The sequence below is a fragment of the Rheinheimera sp. 1928-s genome (assembly GCF_029269265.1).
In the GTDB taxonomy this organism is placed as follows: domain Bacteria; phylum Pseudomonadota; class Gammaproteobacteria; order Enterobacterales; family Alteromonadaceae; genus Pararheinheimera.
Genome location: NZ_JARIXP010000006.1, coordinates 201,263 through 222,869, shown reverse-complemented (window position 1 = coordinate 222,869; position 21,607 = coordinate 201,263). Strand labels below are relative to the sequence as shown.

21 protein-coding genes are annotated in these 21,607 nt (G+C 46.2%); 7 read left to right on the top strand and 14 right to left on the bottom strand.

Translation table 11 applies throughout. The annotated features are described in order from the left end of the window. Nucleotides 1-517: 517 nt before the first annotated feature. From P3C17_RS16745 to zwf, 5 genes are read right to left on the bottom strand one after another with little or no spacing between them, the layout of a single operon-like run. Nucleotides 518-1,174 carry a bifunctional 4-hydroxy-2-oxoglutarate aldolase/2-dehydro-3-deoxy-phosphogluconate aldolase gene (locus P3C17_RS16745; RefSeq protein WP_233080875.1) on the bottom strand — a complete coding sequence of 219 codons (657 nt, stop codon included), beginning with the start codon at nucleotides 1,172-1,174 and terminating at the stop codon, nucleotides 518-520. Between the two features lie 4 nt (nucleotides 1,175-1,178). Next, nucleotides 1,179-2,147, bottom strand: a complete 969-nt coding sequence (glk, locus tag P3C17_RS16740; protein WP_300930499.1) for a glucokinase — start codon at nucleotides 2,145-2,147, stop codon at nucleotides 1,179-1,181. Beyond that, a complete protein-coding gene (edd, locus tag P3C17_RS16735) occupies nucleotides 2,140-3,972 on the bottom strand; it encodes a phosphogluconate dehydratase (protein ID WP_300930498.1) in 1,833 nt (610 codons plus the stop codon). Before edd ends, glk begins: the two co-directional genes overlap by 8 nt. A gap of 19 nt (nucleotides 3,973-3,991) precedes the next feature. Next, entirely contained in the window at nucleotides 3,992-4,687 is a 696-nt protein-coding gene (gene pgl, locus P3C17_RS16730) for a 6-phosphogluconolactonase (protein WP_300930497.1), read from the bottom strand. Nucleotides 4,688-4,689: 2 nt separating this feature from the next. Next, nucleotides 4,690-6,162: a glucose-6-phosphate dehydrogenase gene (gene zwf, locus P3C17_RS16725; RefSeq protein WP_300930496.1), complete on the bottom strand. Its 1,473-nt coding sequence runs from the start codon at nucleotides 6,160-6,162 to the stop codon at nucleotides 4,690-4,692. 264 nt (nucleotides 6,163-6,426) lie between these two features. Between zwf and P3C17_RS16720 the strand changes: the two genes are divergently transcribed. Both P3C17_RS16720 and pyk read left to right on the top strand, forming a co-directional pair. After that, nucleotides 6,427-7,284 carry a MurR/RpiR family transcriptional regulator gene (locus tag P3C17_RS16720; protein WP_008900048.1) on the top strand — a complete coding sequence of 286 codons (858 nt, stop codon included), beginning with the start codon at nucleotides 6,427-6,429 and terminating at the stop codon, nucleotides 7,282-7,284. A 198-nt stretch (nucleotides 7,285-7,482) separates the two neighbouring features. After that, entirely contained in the window at nucleotides 7,483-8,922 is a 1,440-nt protein-coding gene (pyk, locus tag P3C17_RS16715) for a pyruvate kinase (protein ID WP_300930495.1), read from the top strand. 66 nt (nucleotides 8,923-8,988) lie between these two features. On the opposite strand, the gene P3C17_RS16710 is transcribed toward pyk, so the two are convergent. Beyond that, nucleotides 8,989-9,918 carry a DMT family transporter gene (locus P3C17_RS16710; protein WP_300930494.1) on the bottom strand — a complete coding sequence of 310 codons (930 nt, stop codon included), beginning with the start codon at nucleotides 9,916-9,918 and terminating at the stop codon, nucleotides 8,989-8,991. A gap of 171 nt (nucleotides 9,919-10,089) precedes the next feature. Between P3C17_RS16710 and P3C17_RS16705 the strand changes: the two genes are divergently transcribed. Beyond that, nucleotides 10,090-11,067 (top strand): ATP-dependent 6-phosphofructokinase, encoded by a 978-nt coding sequence (locus tag P3C17_RS16705; protein WP_300930493.1) that lies wholly within the window; start codon nucleotides 10,090-10,092, stop codon nucleotides 11,065-11,067. Between the two features lie 52 nt (nucleotides 11,068-11,119). Here the strand turns inward: P3C17_RS16705 and P3C17_RS16700 are convergent, their stop codons facing one another. From P3C17_RS16700 to hinT, 5 genes are all read right to left on the bottom strand, one after another. Continuing rightward, on the bottom strand, nucleotides 11,120-11,947 hold the full coding sequence (locus P3C17_RS16700; protein ID WP_300930492.1) for a LytTR family DNA-binding domain-containing protein: 828 nt from the start codon (nucleotides 11,945-11,947) through the stop codon (nucleotides 11,120-11,122). Further along, nucleotides 11,931-13,013: a histidine kinase gene (locus P3C17_RS16695; RefSeq protein WP_300930491.1), complete on the bottom strand. Its 1,083-nt coding sequence runs from the start codon at nucleotides 13,011-13,013 to the stop codon at nucleotides 11,931-11,933. Before P3C17_RS16695 ends, P3C17_RS16700 begins: the two co-directional genes overlap by 17 nt. A gap of 121 nt (nucleotides 13,014-13,134) precedes the next feature. Continuing rightward, nucleotides 13,135-13,602, bottom strand: a complete 468-nt coding sequence (locus P3C17_RS16690; protein WP_300930490.1) for an Mpo1-like protein — start codon at nucleotides 13,600-13,602, stop codon at nucleotides 13,135-13,137. A 66-nt stretch (nucleotides 13,603-13,668) separates the two neighbouring features. Continuing rightward, the gene (locus tag P3C17_RS16685; RefSeq protein ID WP_233080886.1) at nucleotides 13,669-14,067 is read right to left on the bottom strand and encodes an acyl-CoA thioesterase; all 399 of its coding nucleotides are present in this window, start codon (nucleotides 14,065-14,067) and stop codon (nucleotides 13,669-13,671) included. An 89-nt stretch (nucleotides 14,068-14,156) separates the two neighbouring features. Beyond that, entirely contained in the window at nucleotides 14,157-14,507 is a 351-nt protein-coding gene (gene hinT, locus P3C17_RS16680; protein ID WP_233080887.1) for a purine nucleoside phosphoramidase, read from the bottom strand. Between the two features lie 50 nt (nucleotides 14,508-14,557). Between hinT and P3C17_RS16675 the strand changes: the two genes are divergently transcribed. Beyond that, complete coding sequence (locus tag P3C17_RS16675; RefSeq protein WP_300930489.1) at nucleotides 14,558-16,339, top strand: PDZ domain-containing protein; 1,782 nt, start codon at nucleotides 14,558-14,560, stop codon at nucleotides 16,337-16,339. A gap of 1 nt (nucleotide 16,340) precedes the next feature. Further along, nucleotides 16,341-17,351 carry a metal-dependent hydrolase gene (locus P3C17_RS16670; protein WP_300930488.1) on the top strand — a complete coding sequence of 337 codons (1,011 nt, stop codon included), beginning with the start codon at nucleotides 16,341-16,343 and terminating at the stop codon, nucleotides 17,349-17,351. A gap of 36 nt (nucleotides 17,352-17,387) precedes the next feature. Here the strand turns inward: P3C17_RS16670 and P3C17_RS16665 are convergent, their stop codons facing one another. Continuing rightward, a complete protein-coding gene (locus P3C17_RS16665; RefSeq protein ID WP_300930487.1) occupies nucleotides 17,388-18,242 on the bottom strand; it encodes a 6-carboxytetrahydropterin synthase in 855 nt (284 codons plus the stop codon). Nucleotides 18,243-18,320: 78 nt separating this feature from the next. Then, the gene (locus tag P3C17_RS16660; protein ID WP_300930486.1) at nucleotides 18,321-18,578 is read right to left on the bottom strand and encodes a hypothetical protein; all 258 of its coding nucleotides are present in this window, start codon (nucleotides 18,576-18,578) and stop codon (nucleotides 18,321-18,323) included. Between the two features lie 117 nt (nucleotides 18,579-18,695). Here P3C17_RS16660 and fabA point away from each other — a divergent pair, with 117 nt between their 5' ends. Then, nucleotides 18,696-19,208 (top strand): 3-hydroxyacyl-[acyl-carrier-protein] dehydratase FabA, encoded by a 513-nt coding sequence (gene fabA, locus P3C17_RS16655; RefSeq protein WP_008897443.1) that lies wholly within the window; start codon nucleotides 18,696-18,698, stop codon nucleotides 19,206-19,208. A gap of 141 nt (nucleotides 19,209-19,349) precedes the next feature. After that, complete coding sequence (locus P3C17_RS16650) at nucleotides 19,350-19,724, top strand: VOC family protein (protein ID WP_300930485.1); 375 nt, start codon at nucleotides 19,350-19,352, stop codon at nucleotides 19,722-19,724. Between the two features lie 64 nt (nucleotides 19,725-19,788). On the opposite strand, the gene P3C17_RS16645 is transcribed toward P3C17_RS16650, so the two are convergent. Next, nucleotides 19,789-21,582 carry an AsmA family protein gene (locus P3C17_RS16645; RefSeq protein WP_300930484.1) on the bottom strand — a complete coding sequence of 598 codons (1,794 nt, stop codon included), beginning with the start codon at nucleotides 21,580-21,582 and terminating at the stop codon, nucleotides 19,789-19,791. Between the last annotated feature and the right edge of the window lie 25 nt (nucleotides 21,583-21,607).

The window sequence follows — 21,607 nt, the reverse complement described above, 5'->3', positions numbered from 1 at the left end:
TTCCGTCAGATAATCCGGTCGCTGTTGGTAATAGCGGCTGATTTGTTCTACGGCATAAAGATAGGTTTCTTCAGTACGTGGTGATAAACCACGCAGCCGACACTGGTCGATCATGGCTTGGCGTAAGGGTGTCATGATGATTCTCCGGTTGTCATGGGAACAGTCCCGGAGTAAGTGTGGAAGTTCAGACTCAGTCTGTGAAATCAGGCTCCGCGCAGCGGCTTAGTTCAACAATTTAATAGAAGGGTTTCTGCCCGCAAGTCGAACATTTTTCTGCCTTCTTTCCTGATTTCTACTCATACCAAATTAACGCTGATGTATCTCTATTTCAACATTTTTTTCTGAAATCACTAAAATCTTGGCCGACAAAATCTGTACAAGCTGTACGCTAGTTGTTCATAGTTTTACTCAAGATACACTGCTGTATTTTTTAACAGTGGTACCGCTGTAATCCCAACCCATAAAAAAACCCGACCAAAGCCGGGTTCTTCACATCACACTGAACAACACAAAAGCATTACTTCTGCACTGTCTTCGCTTCTTCCACAGCGGCTAAACACAGCTCTGTGATTTTATGCCATTCTTTGTTTTTAATGGCATCGTCTGGCACTATCCAGCTGCCGCCTACGCAACGTACGTTGGGTAAAGCGAGGTATTCTTTGAAGTTTTTCTCGTTAATGCCGCCTGTTGGGCAAAAACGTATATCAGAGAATGGACCGTGAATCGACTTTAAGGTTTTTACGCCACCCGCTGCTTCTGCAGGGAAAAACTTAAAGTGGGTGTAACCTACCGCTGTGCCTTCCATCAGTTCGGAAATACTGGCGATACCTGGGATCAGCGGAATAGCGCTGTCTTTGCCTGCTTGCAGCAGTTCACGGGTTGAACCTGGGCTAATCGCAAAACGTGCGCCTGCTGCTATTACTTCTTCCAGCTGTTTGGCTGTAGTGACAGTACCAGCACCTACTATGGCGTCAGGCACTTCAGTGGCCAATAAACGAATTGCATCTAAAGCCACAGGAGTACGTAAGGTCACTTCCAGTACTTTAATGCCGCCTGCTACTAAGGCTTTTGCCATAGGAACAGCGTCTGCTAAATCTTTGATCACAATGACGGGCACCACAGGGCCTTGTGCGAACAAAACGTCAGGTTGTAGTTGCCAATTTTCAAATGCCATAGTGTTAACTCGCCATATGTTGTTTTAAGTAGACTGCACAGCCGGTTAAACCTGGTTGCTCTGCAGTGACGACAAAAGTTGCAATACGGCGGTTGAAATCTTGAAACCTGCCTTTTGCTTCAAATCGGGTTCTGAATTCGCTTTGATTGATCAGCGACAGTAATTTTGGCGTAATACCACCAGCGACAAAAACGCCGCCAAAAGTGCTTAACGTCAGCGCTAAATCGCCGGCTAAACCGCCTAAACTGGCAAAAAACTGCTCAATAACGGCTTTGCACAAGGCACAACTGCCATCTAAAGCTTTGCCGGCAATCTGAGCTGCATTTAATGGCTCAACCACTTTGTTGTTAAACGCAGCAATGGCCAGATACAAATCTTCCAAGCCAGGGCCTGATAACAAACGCTCAGGGCTGACATGGCCGTATTTATTCGCCAGAAAACGTTGAATAAACCATTCCTGTTCTGTTTGAGCGGTAAAGTCGACATGACCGCCCTCGCCTGGTAATGGCAGATAACCTAAAGCGGTCGGAATTAAATGCGCTACGCCTAAACCAGTACCAGCGCCTAACACCGCCATAGGTTTAAATTGATCGGCATGGCCTTCACCAATTTGTACCAGCTCGGTTTGTTTTAGCGCAGGTAAGCTCATGGCTACTGCGGTAAAGTCGTTCAGCACGATAAACTCTGCTAAATCTAAATCGGCTTTCATTTGGCTTACAGAAAACTGCCAGCGGAAGTTGGTCATTTTTACAAAATCACCAGTCACAGGACAGGCAATGGCTAAAGCCACATGACGGATTTCTGTTAAACCTTGCTCGGTGCGGTAAAACTGTAAAGCGTCGGCCAAAGTATCAAAATCGGCGCAAGGGTACACAGCCACTTTATCTAAATGCAGGCTGTCTAAATCAACGCGGCTAAAACGCGCATTGGTGCCACCGATATCGGCAACAATAGCGAATTGGATATCAGCCATGGTATTGATCCTCTGTGTTAAACAGACTGCAGGCACCTTGTTCTGCACCAGTGATCACCATACGCATACCGCCAAACATCTCGCGGCCCATACCCCAGTGACTGTCGGTCATATCACGGGTTGCAGCTTCACGTTTTGCCAGCTCTTCATCCGAAACCAATACTTTTAATACACCGTTGATACCATCTACCAGCATCATATCGCCGGTCTGGATTTTAGCGATCACACCACCGTCAACCGCTTCTGGGGTGACGTGGATAGCTGCAGGCACCTTACCTGAAGCACCAGACATACGACCATCTGTGACTAAAGCCACATGGAAACCACGGTCTTGTAATACACCCAGTGGTGGCGTCAGTTTATGCAGCTCTGGCATACCACAGGCACGCGGGCCCTGGAAACGCACAACCACTACACAATCTTTATTTAAATCACCGGCTTTAAAAGCCGCATCTAATTCGTGCTGGCTGGAGAATACAACAGCAGGAGCCTGTACTATTTCTGTGCCTTCACGAAGTGCTGAGGTTTTAATCACACCACGGCCAACGTTGCCGGATAACACTTGCAAACCACCATGGTCTTTAAATGGTTTAGCGGCATCTGCCAGTACTGTTAAATCAGAGGATTCTGTCGGGCCATCAACCCACAGCAGCTTGCCATCCTGCAATACAGGAGTTTGGGTGTAACGGCGTAAACCAGGACCTGCCACAGTATTTACATCTTCATGCAGCAAGCCGTTGTCTAATAAAGTACGGATTAAATACGCCATACCACCAGCTTGCTGGAAGTGGTTGATATCGGCCTGGCCGTTCGGGTAAATTCGGGTAATAAGTGGCGTTGCATGTGACAGCTCTGCAAAGTCATCCCAGTTCACAATAAAACCGGCAGAACGTGCTACAGCTATTAAATGCATAGTGTGGTTAGTAGAACCACCGGTGGCCAGTAAACCCACAATACCGTTCACTACAGCCTTCACATCAACGATATGAGAAATTGGCAAATAGTCGGTGCCTAAGTCAGTTAAACGAGTCACCTGACGAGCAGCTGCTTTGGTTAATTCATCACGTAATGGCGTGCCTGGATTGACAAAAGAAGAACCTGGTAAATGCAGGCCCATGACTTCAACCACTAACTGATTCGAGTTAGCAGTACCATAGAAAGTACAAGTGCCGGCGCTGTGGTAAGAAGCAGATTCTGAATCTAATAACTCTTCATTACCTACTTTGCCTTCAGCATACAGCTGGCGTACACGGGCTTTTTCTTTGTTTGGAATACCTGATGGCATAGGGCCAGCTGGTACAAACACAAAAGGCAGATGACCAAAACTCAAAGCGGCCATTAATAAACCCGGTACTATTTTGTCACAAATCCCCAGCATCATGCCGCCGTCGAACATATTGTGCGACAGGCCAACAGCTGCAGACATCGCAATAATGTCACGGCTTAATAAACTCAATTCCATGCCTGGCTGACCTTGAGTCACACCATCACACATGGCAGGCACACCACCAGCAAACTGAGCCACACTGCCCACTTCAGCTACAGCAGCTTTAATAATTGCCGGATAAGCTTCATAAGGTTGATGCGCCGAAAGCATATCGTTGTATGAGGAAATAATACCAATGTTCGCTTTCGTTAAGCTGCGTAAATCAGTTTTTTCCTGAGTGGAACAAGCTGCAAAACCATGAGCCAGATTGCCACAGGCCAAAGCTCCGCGGTGCGGCCCCTTGGCACGGGCCTGTTCCATCCGCTGCAGATAAAGCGCACGGCTTTTTTCACTGCGTGCCGCTATTCTGTCTGTGACCTGTTGTATAACCGGATTCATGTTAACCTCGTCTTGTCGATTAGTTAGCTGTGAACATTACATGCACAGGGACCTGCTGCTGTTGCAAAAAAGCCCGCACAGGCATTTGCAAAGGGTCCTGACCTGCCATGGCCTGTTCCAGAACGGTTAGCTTCTTGGGGCCAACCAAATGTAAATAAATCACAGCGCTATTGAGTAAGCGTGTTTTGCTTAAACTCAAACGCTGATAAGGCGCAGTAGCCGGAGTCACCGCCAGAGCTACTGGTGCATCAGCAGCTAAACCGGCCTGAATTTCTTTACTGCATGGAAATAAAGAGGCGGTATGGCCATCTTCGCCCATGCCTAAAATAAGGACATCAAATAAGGGCAGTTCAGCGACACGAGCCGCTACTGTCGCAGCGCCTTGATAGGCATCGTCTGGTGATGCACTGTCAAATAAGCTGATAAAACGTGCTGTAGCTGCTTTGCCTTGCAACAAATTGGCTTTGACCAAGCCTTCGTTGCTGTCGGCATGAGTCTCTGGCAACCAGCGGTCGTCCGCCAAAGTGATAGTCACGCGTGACCAATCTAAGTCAGTTTCTGACAGCGTTTTAAATAAAGGCAGAGGGGTTTTACCACCAGACACCACTAAAGTAGCCAGGCCCTTTTCTGCGATAGCAGCAGCCAAACGGCTGCTGATCTCACTGGCAAATTGCTGGTTTAACGCGGCACTTGAATCAAAAGTATGAAGCTGCATTGTTATTCGTCCCAGTTTCTGTCTTCACGCGCCAATAACGAAATGGCGGATACAGGCCCCCAGGTACCTGCCTGATAAGGTTTTGGTGGCTCGTTCGTGACTTTCCACGCATCCAGAATACCGTCAACCCATTTCCAGGCTTGTTCCACTTCATCACGGCGCACGAACAGATACTGGTTGCCTAACATGGCTTCCAGTAATAAACGCTCATAGGCATCAGCAATGCGCTGCGATTTAAAGGTTTCGTCGAAACTTAAGTCCAGCTTGGTTTGTTGCAGTTGCATGGTTTCACCCAGACCAGGAATTTTGTTCATGATCTGAATTTCTACGCCTTCGTCTGGCTGCAACCGGATAATTAGCTTATTGGCTGGTAACTGTTTATAGGTTTCGAAAAAAATATTGTGCGGCTGCGGCTTAAAGCAAATGACTAATTCGCTCATTTTTTTCGGCATACGTTTGCCCGTTCTTAAATAGAACGGCACGCCAGCCCAGCGCCAGTTGTCGATATCGACTTTAATAGCGACAAAAGTTTCGGTTTTGCTGTTTGGACGTGCATCTTCTTCATCCAAATAACCAGGCACCGGAGTACCAGCGACATAACCGCCCGCGTATTGACCACGCACAGTTTTTTCCTGCACGTTCGATACATTAATAGGACGCAGTGCTTTGAGTACTTTTAACTTTTCATCCCGAATGCTGTCTGCATCCAGACGAGCTGGTGGCTCCATCGCAATCAGCGACAAGACTTGTAATAAGTGGTTTTGCACCATGTCACGCATCTGACCTGCGTCGTCGTAATAACCCCAACGCCCTTCTACCCCAACTTCTTCGGCCACAGTAATTTGCACATGGTCAATGGCATTGTGGTCCCAATTGGCTGCAAAAATGGAGTTGGCAAAACGCAACGCCAACAGGTTCAGTACTGTTTCTTTACCTAGGTAATGGTCGATACGATAAATTTGGCACTCGCCAAAGTATTTGGCTACTTCATCGTTGATCACTTTAGACGATGCTAAATCGTGACCAATAGGCTTTTCCAGCACCACTCGGGCCGGATCTGCTGACAAACCCGCGATAGACAAGCCTTTACAGATATTGCCAAATAAAGAAGGTGCAGTAGCAAAGTAGCTGACCGGAATACGTTTTTTCGGATCAGTGACCTGTTTTAACGCTTTGTAATCGTCTTCTTTGGTTAAATCCACCTGCACATACTGCAGTTTGGCTTTTAAGCGCGCTAATACTTCAGCATCCAGCGGCTCTTTAATGAATTTTTGTAAGTTGGTTTCAACCAGCTCTTTATAGCCATCCTGACTCAGTTCGTCACGGGCAACGCCTATGACTTTGCTGTCGGCATGTAACAGACCGGATTTTTCCAATTGATATAAGGCTGGCAATAGTTTGCGGCGAGCAAGGTCGCCCTTGGTACCAAAGAGAATCAGATCACAGGCTTTGTTTAGTGGTGCTGTTGTTGTCATGAATGACCCTTGATTAGATGTAATTTTACAACACTTAGCCGCATACTAGCCGAGCAAAAGCCAGATGTAAACCAGATAAGTTGTAATTAAATTACAGAGGCGCTAAAGTTTTGACTATTCTCATATAATAAGGCAGCCTAAGCAATGAATCAGCTGCTTTGTCGTAACTTTATCACTATTTTGCAGTGGCAACAGGTTGTATAACAAAGCGAGTTACAACATTTTGCACTGTGTTGTTCAGTGTTTTTCAGTCAGGAAAATCCGATGAATGTGTTGGAAAAAATAATTAATAGCGTCAACAGCTTCAGTAAATCAGAGCGCAAAGTCGCCGACGTGATCCTGGCCAATCCGCAAACCACTATTCACAGTAGTATAGCGGCTCTCGCCAAAATGGCAGATGTCAGTGAACCTACAGTTAACAGGTTTTGTCGCCGTCTGGACACCAAAGGTTTTCCGGATTTTAAACTGCATTTGGCGCAGAGTCTGGCCAACGGTACACCTTATGTAAACCGCCATGTGGAAGAAGATGACGGCCCTGAGGCTTATACAGCGAAGATTTTCGAATCTACTATGGCCGCGTTAGATGCGGCACGCCAAAACGTTGATATTCTTACTATTAATCGCGCTGTGGATGTACTAACTCAAGCGAAAAAGATTTCCTTTTTTGGCTTAGGTGCCTCCGCTTCTGTGGCTCATGATGCCCAAAACAAGTTCTTCCGTTTTAACGTCCCTGTCGTCTGTTTTGACGATATTGTGATGCAGCGTATGAGTGCTATTAATAGCGCAGAAGGCGATGTAGTGGTTTGTATAAGCCACACTGGCCGCACGAAAAATTTGTGTGATATCGCCGCTATTGCCCGTGAAAACGATGCAACAGTCATTGGTATTACTGCGTACGACAGCCCTCTAGCGAAAGAATGTACCCTGGTGTTATCACTGGATGTGCCTGAAGATACAGATATGTATATGCCGATGGCGTCCCGTGTAGCACAGCTGGTACTGATTGATATTCTGGCGACTGGCTTTACCTTGCGTCGCGGCACCAAATTCCGTGAAAACCTGAAAAAGGTCAAAGACAGCCTGCGTGGTTCACGTTTTGATAAGAAAGACTTTCAAAACTGATGGCTGTATATCTAGCAACATCTGTAATAGTGAGGGGATTCCTGTAAGGATCCCCTCTTTTTTTAGTTGTTTTTCGGCCGAACAGGTCGGACAACAAGCAAAAGCTGTAAGTTTTATTCAAACTGCGGCTATATTCTGTAATAAAATTACATTACACTTAGATTGACCCATCCATAGATAAGCTTTCAGGAGCTCTTGATGCCCAGAAGAACTAAAATAGTCGCCACCCTTGGACCAGCAACGAATTCGCAAGCCGCTATTGAAAAACTGATCCTGGCCGGTGCCACAGTGTTTCGGTTTAACTTTTCCCACGGCAATGCCGAAGATCATAAACAACGTGCTGAAATGGTGCGTGCTGCAGCAGCCAAAACCGGCGCTCATGTCGCTATTCTGGGCGACTTACAAGGCCCTAAAATCCGCGTCTCTACCTTTAAAAATGGCTCTGTTATTTTAGAAGAAGACCAACACTTTGTATTAGACGCTGATTTGCCAAAAGGCGAAGGCGACGAAACTCAGGTGGGTATCGACTATAAAGAATTGCCTGCTGACGTGCAGCCAGGTGATGTGCTGTTATTAGATGATGGCCGCATCCAGATGATTGTTGAGCATGTGGTGGGTCAACGTATTCATACCAAAGTCTCTGTGGCTGGTAAACTCAGCAACAACAAAGGTATTAACCGTTTAGGTGGTGGCTTGTCAGCTCCTGCCCTGACTGAAAAAGACAAAACTGATATCTCCTTAGCTGCTTATATAGATGTGGATTATCTGGCCGTGTCTTTCCCACGTTGTGGTGATGATTTACGTGTTGCCCGTGAACTGGCCCGTATTGCAGGTTCTGAAGCTTTAATCGTCTCTAAAGTAGAACGTGCTGAAGCTGTGGCGGATGACGAAACTCTGGATGATATTATCCGCGCTTCTGATGCTGTGATGGTGGCCCGTGGTGATTTAGGTGTCGAAATTGGTGATGCTGAATTAGTAGGCCAGCAAAAACGTATTATCGCCCGCTCACGTCAGTTAAACCGTGTGGTGATCACTGCGACTCAGATGATGGAGTCGATGATTGAAAGCCCAATGCCAACCCGCGCTGAAGTGATGGACGTGGCCAACGCTGTGCTCGATGGTACAGATGCGGTGATGTTATCCGGTGAAACAGCTGCAGGCAGATACCCAACTGAAACCGTCAAAGCCATGGCTCGTGTTTGTGATGGCGCCGAGAAACACCCACGAGTGCAAATCTCCAAGCACCGTATGGATGTAGCTTTTACAGAAATCAGTGAAACTATAGCTTTATCCGCTATGTATGCTGCGAACCATTTAACTGGTATTAAAGCCATTATTTCGTTAACTGAGTCGGGCTACACTGCCAAACTGATGTCCCGTATTACCTCGTCTCAGCCCATTTATGCCTTATCACGCCACCAGAAGACCTTAAATAAAATGGCGCTGTACCGTGGTGTGTATCCGGTATTTTTTGACAGCACTCAAAACCTGGGGCAACAGAAAGTATCAGCTGCTGCTATTGAAGCTGTACAAGAAATCGCTCACTTAAAAAGCGGCGATTTAGTGATTTTGACCTACGGCGATATGATGGAAACTGTTGGCGCATCGAACACTTGTAAGATTGTGCAAATTAGTTAAGTGATTGCTTGAATGTAAAAGGCGCCTACTTATCAAGTGAGTGGCGCCTTTTTTGTTTGTGTCTTTTTAATTTATTCTTTGCCTCAGCATAGGCGCTAAAGCCGTCAGCATTGAGCCCACCACCACCAATAAAGCGCCAATCCAAGCCCAGATATTCAGCGATTCGCTGGGAAACTGCGGATAAAAATAAGCCAGTAACTGGGCAAAGCCTATAGTCAATAAAGGCGTAATAGCCAGCACAGCGCTGACATTGGCGGCTTGCCAATGCTGCAAAGCTTCAGCAAAAGCACCATAAGCCACAATAGTATTCAGACAACAAAATACCACTATGGCCCACTGCCAGGTGGATAACTCAACCACAGGCGCGAGATCAGCAGCAGGCATAAAACACAAAGCACCGGCCATATAAATCAGCCACATAATTTGCTGGGAGTTAAAACTCATCAACAATTGTTTTTGTGCCAACGCATAACAAGCCCAGGCTATAGCTGCCACTATCACTAACAGCACACCAACACCTTCAGAACCAAACTGGGTGAGCAATAAAGCCAGCCTGTCGTTAAAAAACAGCAACAAGCCAAATACCAGCAACCAAGCACCGATTTTTTGCCACAGCAATAAACGCTCTTTAAATAAATAGACTGCGCCTAACATCATCAAAAATGGCGCCAGTTGGATCACCACCTGAGCCGTTTCTGCTGTCAGCAAAAACAAACCATTCAAATACAAAATGTAATTCAGTAATAACCCTGCGGCTGTGATCAACAGCAGTACTTTAACTTTCTTTGATAAACCACGAAGCGATGGCAGTTGCCGGCGAGAATAAAGCACAACCCCCACCAACAGAGCCGCCACCAAGAACCGGATCCAGGTGATGGTGGCCGCTGACATCGAACTTAATAACCATTTCAGCGCTATAGGCAACAGCCCCCACAGCACAGCTGTTAATAACGCCAGACTAAAACCCAGACCCACACGGCCAGACGACTGATGCATACCCTCTCCTTTTTTCTGCGCCGTATTATCCTCCAGAAGCTTTCGTCTTGTCTGTGCACTTCGACCTGCACCGGAGAAAATACGTCAGAATGTGCTGTTCTTGCAGCAGATCAATACGCGGCTCTGTTTATACGTTAGGATAAGTTCATTCAAAGGTTCAGGGATAACAAGATGAAACGCATTGGTGTCTTAACTTCCGGTGGTGATGCTCCGGGCATGAATGCCTGTTTACGCGCTGTGGTGCTGACAGCTCATGCTAATGAGTTGGAGGTGATTGGCTTTCAGCGAGGTTTTAACGGCGTAATAGACCAACAGTATCAGACGTTGTCGCCTTACCATGTTAGCGGCATTATTCAGGATGGTGGCACCCTCTTAAAAAGTGCGCGATGCCCTGCGATGCTTACTGAGGGTGGCCTGAAACAGGCAGCAGAAAATCTGCATGATCTCGAACTGGACGCCTTGTTGGTGATAGGCGGCGATGGCAGCTTTCGTGGCACTCTGGAGCTTGCCCCTTATTACCAGGGTAAGCTGATAGGTATTCCAGGCACTATAGACAATGATGTGGATGGCTCGGATTTCAGTATTGGTTTTGCCACAGCTTTGGATACAGCTTTGGATGCGATAGATAAAATCCGTGATACAGCAGATGCCTTTGAACGAATTTTTTTAGTGGAAGTGATGGGACGCCACACCGGCTATTTAGCAGTCTCTGCTGGTATAGCCGCAGGTGCTGAGCAAATTATCTGCCCTGAACTGGCCGCTGAACTGGATCTGGACAAAATCGCACAACATGTCGAAGAAGCCCGCAAGCACAGAGGTAATTGCAGTTATATCATTGTGATTTCCGAAACTATGTATCCGGGTGGAGCTGGCACTTTAGCTGTCGATCTTGAAAGTCGCGGTATTGAATGCAGGGCTTCTATTCTGGGGCATATCCAGCGTGGCGGCCGTCCTGTAGGAGCGGATCGAATTTTGGCGACTAAATTAGGTGCTTATGCGGTGGAACAGTTAGTCCAAGGCGCGCATTTAATGATGGCCGGAGAAATCAACGGTAAGGCGGGTTTATATCCTTTGGTATTAACAGGGGATAAGAAAAAACAAGTCGACAGTTATTTATTACGTTGGCAACAACAGGTTGCGCAGTACTGATTGAATGCCCGAAAAAAAACCTCCGGAAGGAGGTTTTTTTATGCAAAACAACTTAAGAGTTAAACACCATTTTGACGCGGTCTTTGTAGCTTCGGCTGACTTTCACGGCCTGGCCGTTGGTTAGCATCAATTGATGTTCACCGTTCGCCAGCATTTGTAGCTTGGCTATGGTGTTTACATTAACGATGGCGCTACGGTGCACCCGGACGAATAGCTTCGGATCCAGCTCTWGCTCCAGCTCTTTCATAGTGCGACGCAAAATATGGGTTTGACCGTCTCGGGTATGAATACACATATAATCACCGGCAGCATCCACCCAATCGATGGCGCTGACTGGCACCCGGGTAATTTCGCCACTGTCTTTGATACTAATAGCTTCAGGAAAACGTTCATTCATCACAGGCTGAGACTGATCCAGTCGTTGCAAAATCTGATCGGTTTTTTCGCCCGTTAACTGAGCCACCACAGCGGCCAACTGGCCTTTATGGCGCTGGTTATCTTTGGCTTCAAAGTTTTTGGTCAGTTTACTCACAGCCGCAGCTAAACGCTCTTTTTCCACAGGTTTGAGTACATAATCCAGCGCCTGCACTTCAAAAGCATTTAATGCATAGTGATCGTAGGCCGTGACAAAGACCACATATGGCAACTCTATCTGCAGTTGCTGCAATTGCTTTAACACGCCAAAACCATCCAAGCCCGGCATTTCTACGTCTAAAAACACCGCATCTGGCTGATGTTCACAGATAGCGGCCACAGCTTCTTCACCGTTGCTGCATTCAGCCACAATATCCAGTTCGGGAAAGTCAGCTAAACGCACCAACATACCACGGCGGGCTAACGGTTCATCGTCGACCACTATGACCTTAAGCATTTGTTTCATCTGTACTCTCTGTTTCAAATGGTATTCTGATATTTACTTTCAAACCCCGTGGGTGGTTGTGTGTTAAGACCAAAGAAAAATTGCGATCGTACAAAGCCGCTAATCGCTCTTTGGTATTAACTAAACCCACTCCGCCGGATTCCCCTTTTGGCAGACCATCGGAAATCACCATTCCAGGCCCGTCGTCTGCCACTTCCATCAGTAAATCATGACCAAATTTCTGTGCTGTAATCATAATTTTGCCGCCACTGGTTTGGCTCGCTACCGCGTATTTAATAGCGTTTTCAACCAAGGGCTGCAAAATCAAACTGGGGACTAAAGCCTGATCAGCCGCTTCATCAATGTCATAAATAATAGTCAGACGTTCTGAAAACCTAACTTTTTCTATTTCCAGATACAGATTGGCTGCATACAACTCCTGTTGCAGCGGCACTTTTTTAATTGGATCTTTATAGAGTGAATAGCGCAAGAAATCGCTGAGCCGAACCAACATCTTATTCGCTGTATCAGATTCTTTTAATAAGACCAAAGTCGATATTGCATTTAAGGTATTAAACAAAAAGTGCGGATTGAGCTGATAACGAAGCATTTTCAGCTGAGCTTCGTGCGCTTTATTGCTGGCGGTTAACGACTTTTGCTTTTCCTGTTGTAGTGTTTGGTAGTATTTAATACCAAAATACAAACCACTCCAACTCAGAAGGACATAAAAGCCGACTGTGGTTTGGCGGAAATACTGAGTCCAGCTATCCGGTTTAAAGCCGTGGCGGTAGATTTCCCAATAATTAAAGTTACGAAATACAGTCCAGATAGCCGCAATTAATATGGCGACCGCCAGTACGCTAAGCAGCATTTTCCAGGGTTCCCAGTGCCATACCCGCTGAAAAGCGTAACGCAGCGGAATAGTCAGCAGCCAGCCAGCATAAGCGTCCAGCGTCACTACTATCCAGTAGGCACTGCGCATTTCCTGAAACAAGGACCCTAAATAGCTGATTAAGGCAAAGCCCACCCAACCCAGAGTGTGCAACAACCAAAACAAACGATGACGGTCTTCAAAAAATTTTTGCAAAATAGATACAACTAAATAAAAGCTTAGCTCTATTGTATCTCAGCAACAGGAGCTTGGAGAGCTTTGGTTTGGGGATTAGACTTGGTTAGCTCTCCATTAGTCGCAAGACAGGTAGGATCAGTTAGTAATGGATCTTCAATTTTTGCAGGATAAAACCCATCAGCCAGGCCGGTCCAATGAGTAAAAACTGCAGATCTTGAAAAAACGACGGCTTTTTACCTTCAATTTTATGACCAATAAACTGAAACACCCACATCACAATAAATAACAGCAACGAGACCAACCAGATATCCAGACTGAAGTGTTGCTCATAAGCACGAATAAGCATCACCACCACCGCAGTAAACAAAGTCATTGCCACACCTATGGCAAAAGACAAACTGAAATAAAAACCAAGCACTGGCATAGCGAGTAATAAGGGCCAGGTTATTTGCTGTTTCGCAAACAAAGTAAAAGGCATAGGAATTTGCCACAGCAGACCAAACACAGTGAAATAAATGATTGGCACTACAAACCAGTGGATCAGTTTGTTGGTTGGATTCTGATGGCTGACGCCGTATTCGGCAAACCATTGGTGGACAGTTTTCATGTTTTATCTGGCTCAGAGTCAGTACAGGATAACCCTACTCTACTGCTGAGCCAGCAACTTGGCAAATTAACCTAACACAGGGACTGGCTTGCGATCCGGGCCTAAAGCCACAAAAGTAAAGTTACCTGAAATGGCTTTATGCTGATCGTCGTCAAACATAGTTTCAACAAAAATGTCGACATTCACTTTAATACTGGTGCGGCCTACATGTTCAATACGTGCGACCAGCTCAATAATAGAACCCGCAGGAATAGACTCTTTAAAATCTACTCTGTCCGAACAAACAGTCACCAAAGGTTTACGGCAAAAACGGGTTGCAGCGATAAATGCAGCTTCATCCATCCAGGCTAAAGCTTCACCACCAAACAAAGTATTGTGATGGTTAGTACGGCCAGGAAATACCGTTTTTGTGACTCGGGTCACAGCGTATTCAATACGTTTGGCAAGTATAGCTTCGTCAGTCATAAGGCTCTCCGGCAGAAATAAGGCGCGAATTTTAAAAGTTTCCCCGGCAATTGCAACCCAATTGCCGATGATTATCAGGCAAAAACTGATTAACGCGCCACCATAGCCCCTAAAGCTTTGCCACCGACCAGATGCATATGAATATGATAGACTTCCTGACCACCATGCTGATTGCAGTTCATAATCAAACGGTAACCGTCTTCGGCAATGCCTGCTTCGGCAGCCAGCTTACGAGCCACAGTAAATAATCGGCCTAACGCCAGCTCGTGTTGTGGCTCTACATCGTTTACTGTAGGAATTAATACATTAGGTACAATCAGGATATGAGTGGGTGCACGTGGATTGATATCACGAAAAGCGGTGACTAATTCGTCCTGGTATAAAATGTCGGCCGGAATTTCGCGGCGAATGATTTTGCTGAAAATAGTTTCTTGAGCCATCAGAAGATCCTTATAAAATAATGCGCAGATAACGTTTGGGAGTATAGGGTATGACGCTATTGGCTTACCAGCTTAGCATTGCTGACATTACCGCACATCTGGTTGCAGTTGAACTGCATTTTACACCGCAGAATAAAGAGGCGCTCACCTTAAGCCTGCCCAGTTGGATCCCAGGCAGCTATATGGTAAGGGATTTTGCCAAACATCTGCACTCTGTTGAAGCTTTTGATGATGCGGGGAATTTGTCTCTGATCCAGCTGGATAAACAAAGCTGGCAGTTGAGCCACAATCAGCAACAGCTGACCGTGCGTTATAAAGTCTATGCTTTTGATCTGTCGGTGCGGGGTTGTTATCTGGACGATCAACTGGCTATTCTGAATCCTGCCGCCCTCTGTCTTGAAGTCAAAGGCATGGAAGCAGTCCCAGTCACTTTAAATGTGCTTGCCCCGGAATTTTTAGACTGGCAGGTAGCGACAGGTTTAACCAGATCCAGTACCACCCCGCCACTGCAGTGTGGGTTGTATCAGGCAGATAACTATCAGCAACTTATAGATACCCCTTTAATGCTGGGTAAACTGGATATCGCCGAATTTGATGTCTGCGGAATACCACATTATCTGGTGCTCGCTGGTCATGAGCAGGTGGACCTTGAGCGTTTTAAAACAGAACTGCAACGCATATGCCTGCAACAGCAACAAGTGTTTGGTAGTTTGCCGACCGATTTAAAGCAGTACTGGTTTTTATGTTGGGTGACAGATTCAGGTTATGGCGGCCTGGAGCACCATAATTCCACTTTATTGTTGCTGACTCATCAGGATCTTCCGAATGCACAACGCCCTGACGAAAGCACAGCCGATTATCAAAATTTGCTTGGTCTTTGCAGCCACGAGTACTTCCATACCTGGTGGGTAAAACGCGCTAAACCAGCCCAGTTTTTGCCTTATCGGCTGAGCACAGAACAATACACCAGCCAGCTTTGGTTATACGAGGGCTTTACCTCCTATTACGATGATTTGGCTTTGGTTCGTTGTGGTTTATTGACGCAGGAACAGTATTTTGCTGCACTGGAAAAAACCATCAACAGGGTGCAATTGAGCCCGTCAGAGCAAGTGCAATCTGTGGCCGACAGCAGCTTTAATGCCTGGACTAAGTACTATAAGCAAGACGAAAATGCGGTGAATGCCGTGGTCAGCTATTACACCAAAGGTAGCCTGATTGCCTTGTGTCTGGATGCCCTGTTACGCAGCAAAGGTTTCACGCTGGATAGCTTAATGCAGTTGGCCTGGAAAACCTATGGCGAGCCAGCCTCAGGTAGCTCTGAACAACAATTTATCCAGCTCTGCTCAGACTATGCAGGCAAAGACATAGCGCTTGAATTATACCGCTGGGTGAACGGCAAATCTGCTTTGCCTTTGGCCGAACTTTTGCCTCATCTTGGTTTAAATACCGCTCTGCGCCAACAGGATCACAATAAAGACTTATCCGGCAGCAAAGCGCCGGCTTATCCGGTACGCTCTTTTGGCGCGGCGTTTAGCGTTTCAACTGATGGCTTAAAGATCACCAATGTGCCTGTAGGTTCTGTCGCCTACAAAGCAGGCGTGATGGCACAGGATCAGCTTATTGCCATCAATGCAGTAAAAGCAACAGAACAAAACTTCTGGCGTCAGCTCAACCAAAGTCAGATTGGCAGCGTACTCACCTTGCATGTATTTCGTAAACAACGCCTGGTGCAATTGTCGATGCCAGTCGAACTTGCACCTGCCACTTTGACTTATCTAGAGCTTGTTGATCAGGATAAGGCCACAGCATGGCTTGGGAAAACACAGGAATAATATGGACTCTTTGTCACAAATAGCACTGGGTGCAGCCGTCAGTGTGACGGTTTTTAATAAACCACTCCGTAATAAACAAATAAAACTCTGGCAAGCAGCTGCTGCTGGAGCAGTGTTTGGCACCCTGCCCGATTTGGATGTGTTGATCTCGCATGGCGATCCGATCAGCGACATGACCATGCACCGCACTGAAAGCCATTCCTTGTTTTACTTAAGTTTGGTCTCGCCGCTTTTTGCCTGGCTGTTAGTCAAGTTATCAGGTCGCCCCCAACTGTTCAAACAGAGTGTGCTTGCGGTAGTACTGGTGTTGCTGACCCATGCGCTACTGGACACTATGACTATTTATGGCACCCAGCTTGCGCTGCCTTTTAGCGATTATCCTTTTGGAGTGGGCAGTATTTTTATCATAGACCCGCTTTATACTCTGCCCTTGCTGCTGGGTCTTCTGCTGGCGTTTTGGTCCAAAACCTTTTGGAATACTGCCGGTCTGGCCTTGAGCAGCGCCTATTTGCTGTTTGGTGTAGTAGCGCAGCAACTGGCTTATGCAGAAGTGAAACAACAACTCGCTGATTCAGGCCAACAAGCAGACCAACTGCTGGTGACTGCAACTCCCTTTAATACCTTATTGTGGCGCGCTGTGGTGGTGAACGAGGATCAGTACCTTGAGGGGTATTACTCTTTGCTTGATGGCCCAACACAGATGCAATGGCGAAGTTTCCCCAGAGACGCTGCTTTGACAGCACAATGGAAAGATAACTCTGCTGTGGCACGATTAGCCTGGTTTAGTCATGGTTTTTATCAACTGGAACAAAAAGAGGATCAACTGCTGCTGACGGATCTGCGGATGGGCATGGCGCCTTTTTACAGCTTTAGTTTTGTGGTGGCAACGAATCAGCAACCTCAAGCCCCGGTGCAGCTGGAGTTTCCACGCGACAATGCAGCAAGTTTTGCCTGGTTGTATCAACGAGTTCTGGCGAAAACTCAAATTCCATTGTCTGATTTGGTGAAGTAAAATTCGGGTCAGAACKCAAACTCTGACCCGGGCCTTTTAAGCAAAAGCGATGGCGCCTTTACCTACACCTTCAAAAGCAACCACTTTGACAGTATGAAGCTGATGTAATTCTTTCACTGTAGTGGCGATATACTCAGCCAAACATTCTACTGTGGTATCGCAAGGCACCACTTCGCAGGTGCTGGCTGGTAATGAAATTTCAAAATAGCCCTGAGCTGAACTATATGCAAAATTAAGGGCCCCTGCTTCGGCTTTTAAGTAACGCAAGGCTGATGCTGCAATCTGATCTTCAGCAGTCGCCAGATAAATATCTTCCCAGCGCTCACTCCAGTATTTGCCTAACTTAGGCGACAGCATGCCGTTGTCAAAAATCTGAATAGTAGAACGATGGCCATGAGCAATACGTTGGCAGTTGCCATCATGTTTTTTCAAACCATGGGTGTAATGGTAAGAAAAGCCGCTGACCTGTTCAGTGCGAAGCTGTAACACCAGTTTGGCGACATTATCTGGCAGCAGAGGTTTAATCTGTTCGGTTAAAAATTCGGTGACTGAAGCCATATCAATTTTTTCAGCCTGAATAACCGCAAAAGCTTCAGCAGGCGATGCCACTTGCAGCAGCCCTTTGGCGCTGTGAAACAACACCTGCTCCACTTCGCCTTTCATCAGTTGTGTAGCAGCACTCAAGGCAGGAATAGCCAGCTTATGGTCCACCAACTGGTCGATGGCTTTTTTAATGACTTTTTTTACCAGACCAAAATCAAACACCATTGAGGTTTGATCCAAGTCCCCATGCAACTCCACATCAACAATATAACTTTCGCCCAACAAACCACGCTGCTGGCAAAGGTACGAAAAATCGATGACGGTTAAGTCGCGGACAAATAAAATCATAAAATACTTCCGGATGGCGCTGTAACAGCAAAAAGTGGCTGCATTATAAAGCAATACGCTGCGCCCGTTAAGCTGGCCTTATTTTTTATGTTCAGTCAGCCAGCTATTCAGTAAACCTATTTGTCCAAGCTTGTGAGCCGCATACATTAACCGAATTGCATTGCTAAGCAGCACACTATCGTTCCATTCGGTTTTTTGCTGAATCTCCTGATAACAAGCTAAGGCTTCTGGGGTTAAATAACCGCGCAACTCTTTTTTGCCAGAGCCTTTTTGCCGCTCTCTGTAACGCTGTTGTTTTTCAGCATTAGAAATTCGTTTTTTTTCCTGTTCCGTCATAATGCTTCTATCTTATGCTGTTAATTTGATTTCGGAAGGTCAGCTTGACTAATCGGACTTGTTTAGCTTACAAGTGTTCGCTAAAGTGGCCCAGCCTTGATGATGGATCTAACATACATGACTAAGAATAGCTTTACAAAACAAGATTTAGTGGCCTGTGGCCGTGGGGAATTATTTGGCGAAGGCAACAGCCAGTTGCCGGTAGACAATATGCTGATGATTGACCGTGTCGTACACATTTCGGAAGAAGGTGGCAAATACGGCAAAGGGGAAATTATCGCTGAATTCGATATCAATCCAGAACTGTGGTTTTTTGATTGCCACTTTAAAGGGGACCCGGTGATGCCAGGTTGCTTAGGCTTAGACGCCATGTGGCAGCTGGTCGGTTTCTTCTTGGGTTGGGCTGGTGGCCCGGGTAAAGGTCGTGCTTTAGGTGTGGGTGAAGTAAAGTTTACCGGTCAAATTCTGCCTACGGCGAAAAAAGTGACCTACCGTATCGATATGACCCGCGTGATCAAACGCAAATTATTTATGGGCATAGCTGAAGGTTCTGTCAGTGTCGACGGTCGTGAGATCTATACGGCCAAAGAGCTGAAAGTAGGTTTATTCCAGGATACGTCTGCCTTCTGACGATGATTTCTAAGTAAAAAACGGAGCTTTTGGCTCCGTTTTTTGTTTCTGAACTTATTTACCCTTTTTAATCACAATCATTTCTCCGTGCTTGCGCTACACTTTTTGCATTTAATTCGTGTTTCACAACAAGGAAAGCTTATGTCTGCAATAAATCCTGTGGGTTGGTTTGAAATTCCGGTGCTGGATATGCACCGTGCCTGTGCCTTTTACGCCGCTGTTTTAGGTGCTGAATTTGAAATGATGGAGATGGGCCCCAGCCTGATGGCGATGTTTAGCTATGACCATGCCGCGCCAGGTTGTGCCGGAGCTTTAGTCAAAGATCCTGATTGTCAGCCCTCAACCACCGGTACTTTAGTGTATTTTGTGGCCGATGATGTTAATCAGCCACTGGCTAAAGTGGTTGCAGCCGGAGGTAGTCTGGTGATGGAAAAAACGCCGATAGGTGAACATGGTTTTATCGGCAGTTTTATTGATACGGAAGGCAATAAAGTCGCAGTGCATTCCATGCAATAACAACAGCATAAAAAAGCAGAGGCTGCTATGCCCCTGCTTTTGTGTCTGATCCACTTAAAATAAATTAAAGTCCGCCAAGTTTTTCCAGCAGCTTGTTTTTAAGTTTGTCTTTTTGTGTTTCGACTTTGTCTTTCAGTTGAGTTTCAAACAAGGCTTTGGTATCCAGTGAATACTTCGGCTCTTGCATAGTGCCGCTGATTTTCAGTGGTATTTCAACACCAGCCAGATCGTCTTTTTCTTTACCACCCTGACCTTTAGAGGTATTCACCAGCGCCGTACTTAATTGATAATCCAAAGCTTCTGTCAGCAGATTGGCTGATCCTTTACCACTGAGACGTAATAATGGTGCCGCCATTTTTAAATCCGGATTGGTCAGTACCCCGTCCGTCAGGTTAAAACTGCCAGTTAAGCTGGAGAAGTCAGTCTTCTGTTCTGTATTGTCCGTACTTTGCGCTTCATTTTTTAATGTGGCTTTAGCGTTACGAATCATTTGCGCAATATTGACGCCATACAAAGAACCATCTGTGATTTCAAAACTGCCATTGGCCAGCAGGTTTTTCTTCAGTTGCTCTGGCAATAAACTCTGACCTTTGCCCTCAATACTGAGTTTCGCTGTGCCACTTAATAAATCAATATCAGCGCCATCTATCAGCATAGGTCGCAGCGCCAAGCCGGACAGCTGTTTATTGAAGCTATAGCTGACAGGCGTTTTGCGAGCATCCAGTGTGGCCTTGGCCACCACTTTACCGTCGTATAAATCTGCGCTGGCATTTTGAATTTGAACCAAACCTGCTTTGTTGGTCAACGACAGTTGCAGATTTTCCGTATGAAGACCGCTCACTTTCAGAGTCTTAACTGCCAGCTTTAAATCCAGATCAAACTGGCGCAAAGCTGTTAAATCAGGTTCAGAGCCGGCTACTACTTCGGCTTCTGTTGTTGAGGTGTTTTCCGCCGTATAAGCAGCTGTATCCACCTCATCCAACTTCAAGTCCAGTTTAATCACGGCTTGTTTGGCGTAATTCACTGCCAGTTGGCCTGAACCTTTGATGTCATCCAACTCAAGTTTCTGCCATTGCCAATCCAGTTGTTTTTTATCCAGCGCTAATTTTAATTCAGTCTCTAACACTAACTGCTTCAGTGGCAAGCCCTGAAAATCAGTATCGAGCACAAAGTCTTTCAGCTGCAGTAACTGATTGTTGTTACTCAGTTGCAACTGCGCTGAACCTTTGACTTCCAATTGGGTTGGATCAGATTTCACCACCAGCTCAAAATCCAGTGGTGCCCATTCATTGGCTTTAAAATCAGTTAAATTTAATGATTTCAGCGCTAAGCTTTGAGTCGGGCTGCCTTCAGTGATCATATTTAATTGCAGATTGCGAATGGACACATCTTCCAGTTGCAGTTGCTGCGAGCCCGCTGCAGTTACAGGTGTTGCAGTTTCAGCCGGAGCAGAAGCCACTGCTTTGTCTGAAGTTAGGCCATCCATACTGGTTCTGCCATTTTTAGCAGTGACCAGATTAACTGTTACACCGTCCAAATGCAGTTGCTGAATTTGCAGATCTTTATTCAACAATGGCATCAACGCCACTGCAGCCACCAGTTTTGACACTTCCAGCATTTGCTCCGGCACAAAACCTTCAGGATTGGATAAGGTGACGTCAGAGAGCGACACGCCAAGACTTGGGTAGACAGTCCAGCCAATGTCTCCTGCGATTTGCAGTTGTCGTCCGGTTTGTTGTTCAACCTTTTGCGTAATTTCTGCTTTAAAATCATTTAAATCAAACAGAACCAGCAGATAAAATACCGTTACTGCAATAAGACCAACAACAGCAACCAGCAGCCATTTTAACCAATTCATATCCATTTTCCTTTGGGTCATTTGT

Bases quoted from the DNA above. Each gene is read 5' to 3' on its own strand.
- P3C17_RS16745 (WP_233080875.1), bottom strand. From the start codon at position 1,174: ATGGCATTTGAAAATTGGCAACTACAACCTGACGTTTTGTTCGCACAA.
- glk (WP_300930499.1), bottom strand. From the start codon at position 2,147: ATGGCTGATATCCAATTCGCTATTGTTGCCGATATCGGTGGCACCAAT.
- edd (WP_300930498.1), bottom strand. From the start codon at position 3,972: ATGAATCCGGTTATACAACAGGTCACAGACAGAATAGCGGCACGCAGT.
- pgl (WP_300930497.1), bottom strand. From the start codon at position 4,687: ATGCAGCTTCATACTTTTGATTCAAGTGCCGCGTTAAACCAGCAATTT.
- zwf (WP_300930496.1), bottom strand. From the start codon at position 6,162: ATGACAACAACAGCACCACTAAACAAAGCCTGTGATCTGATTCTCTTT.
- P3C17_RS16720 (WP_008900048.1), top strand. From the start codon at position 6,427: ATGAATGTGTTGGAAAAAATAATTAATAGCGTCAACAGCTTCAGTAAA.
- pyk (WP_300930495.1), top strand. From the start codon at position 7,483: ATGCCCAGAAGAACTAAAATAGTCGCCACCCTTGGACCAGCAACGAAT.
- P3C17_RS16710 (WP_300930494.1), bottom strand. From the start codon at position 9,918: ATGCATCAGTCGTCTGGCCGTGTGGGTCTGGGTTTTAGTCTGGCGTTA.
- P3C17_RS16705 (WP_300930493.1), top strand. From the start codon at position 10,090: ATGAAACGCATTGGTGTCTTAACTTCCGGTGGTGATGCTCCGGGCATG.
- P3C17_RS16690 (WP_300930490.1), bottom strand. From the start codon at position 13,602: ATGAAAACTGTCCACCAATGGTTTGCCGAATACGGCGTCAGCCATCAG.
- P3C17_RS16685 (WP_233080886.1), bottom strand. From the start codon at position 14,067: ATGACTGACGAAGCTATACTTGCCAAACGTATTGAATACGCTGTGACC.
- hinT (WP_233080887.1), bottom strand. From the start codon at position 14,507: ATGGCTCAAGAAACTATTTTCAGCAAAATCATTCGCCGCGAAATTCCG.
- P3C17_RS16675 (WP_300930489.1), top strand. From the start codon at position 14,558: ATGACGCTATTGGCTTACCAGCTTAGCATTGCTGACATTACCGCACAT.
- P3C17_RS16670 (WP_300930488.1), top strand. From the start codon at position 16,341: ATGGACTCTTTGTCACAAATAGCACTGGGTGCAGCCGTCAGTGTGACG.
- P3C17_RS16665 (WP_300930487.1), bottom strand. From the start codon at position 18,242: ATGATTTTATTTGTCCGCGACTTAACCGTCATCGATTTTTCGTACCTT.
- P3C17_RS16660 (WP_300930486.1), bottom strand. From the start codon at position 18,578: ATGACGGAACAGGAAAAAAAACGAATTTCTAATGCTGAAAAACAACAG.
- fabA (WP_008897443.1), top strand. From the start codon at position 18,696: ATGACTAAGAATAGCTTTACAAAACAAGATTTAGTGGCCTGTGGCCGT.
- P3C17_RS16650 (WP_300930485.1), top strand. From the start codon at position 19,350: ATGTCTGCAATAAATCCTGTGGGTTGGTTTGAAATTCCGGTGCTGGAT.
- P3C17_RS16645 (WP_300930484.1), bottom strand. From the start codon at position 21,582: ATGAATTGGTTAAAATGGCTGCTGGTTGCTGTTGTTGGTCTTATTGCA.